The organism is Catellatospora bangladeshensis (assembly GCF_016862575.1).
Classification (GTDB): domain Bacteria; phylum Actinomycetota; class Actinomycetes; order Mycobacteriales; family Micromonosporaceae; genus Catellatospora; species Catellatospora bangladeshensis.
In genome coordinates, this window is the sequence record NZ_BONF01000115.1 from 1 (window position 1) to 529 (window position 529).

Annotated in this window: 1 protein-coding gene; it reads left to right on the forward strand. The window is 66.7% G+C overall.

What is annotated here, in order from left to right:
- Positions 1-529, forward strand: a 529-nt coding sequence (locus Cba03nite_RS39485) for a condensation domain-containing protein (RefSeq protein WP_203757736.1), incomplete at both ends; no start/stop codon positions are given.

Consider the following 529-nt stretch of genomic DNA (forward strand, 5'->3'; position numbering starts at 1 on the left):
ACGGCGGTGGCTGGCCGGACTGATGATGCGCTGGATGATCTGGTGGGGTTCTTCGTGAACACGCTGGTGTTGCGCACGGATGTGTCGGGTGATCCGTCGTTCGGGCAGTTGCTGGAGCGGGTTCGGGAGACGGATCTGGCGGCGTTCGCGCATCAGGATGTGCCGTTCGAGCGGCTGGTGGAGGTGCTGAATCCGGCCCGGTCGTTGTCGTGGCATCCGCTGTTCCAGGTGATGTTGACGTTGCAGAACAACGCGGACGCGCGGGTGGAGCTGCCAGGTCTGGACTGTGTGGTGGAGCAGGTGGGGGTGCCCGCGGCCAAGTTCGACCTGTCGTTCGACCTGACCGAGACGGCCGAGGGTATGGCCGGGGTGCTGGAGTATGCGACCGACCTGTTCGACGAGTCGTCGGTGCTGGCGCTGGTCGAGCGGTTCCAGCGCGTCCTGGCCGCTGTCGTCGCCGACCCGCGGGTCCAGGTCTCCGACATCGAGATCCTCACACCGGCCGAGCGGCGCACGCTCCTGCACGACG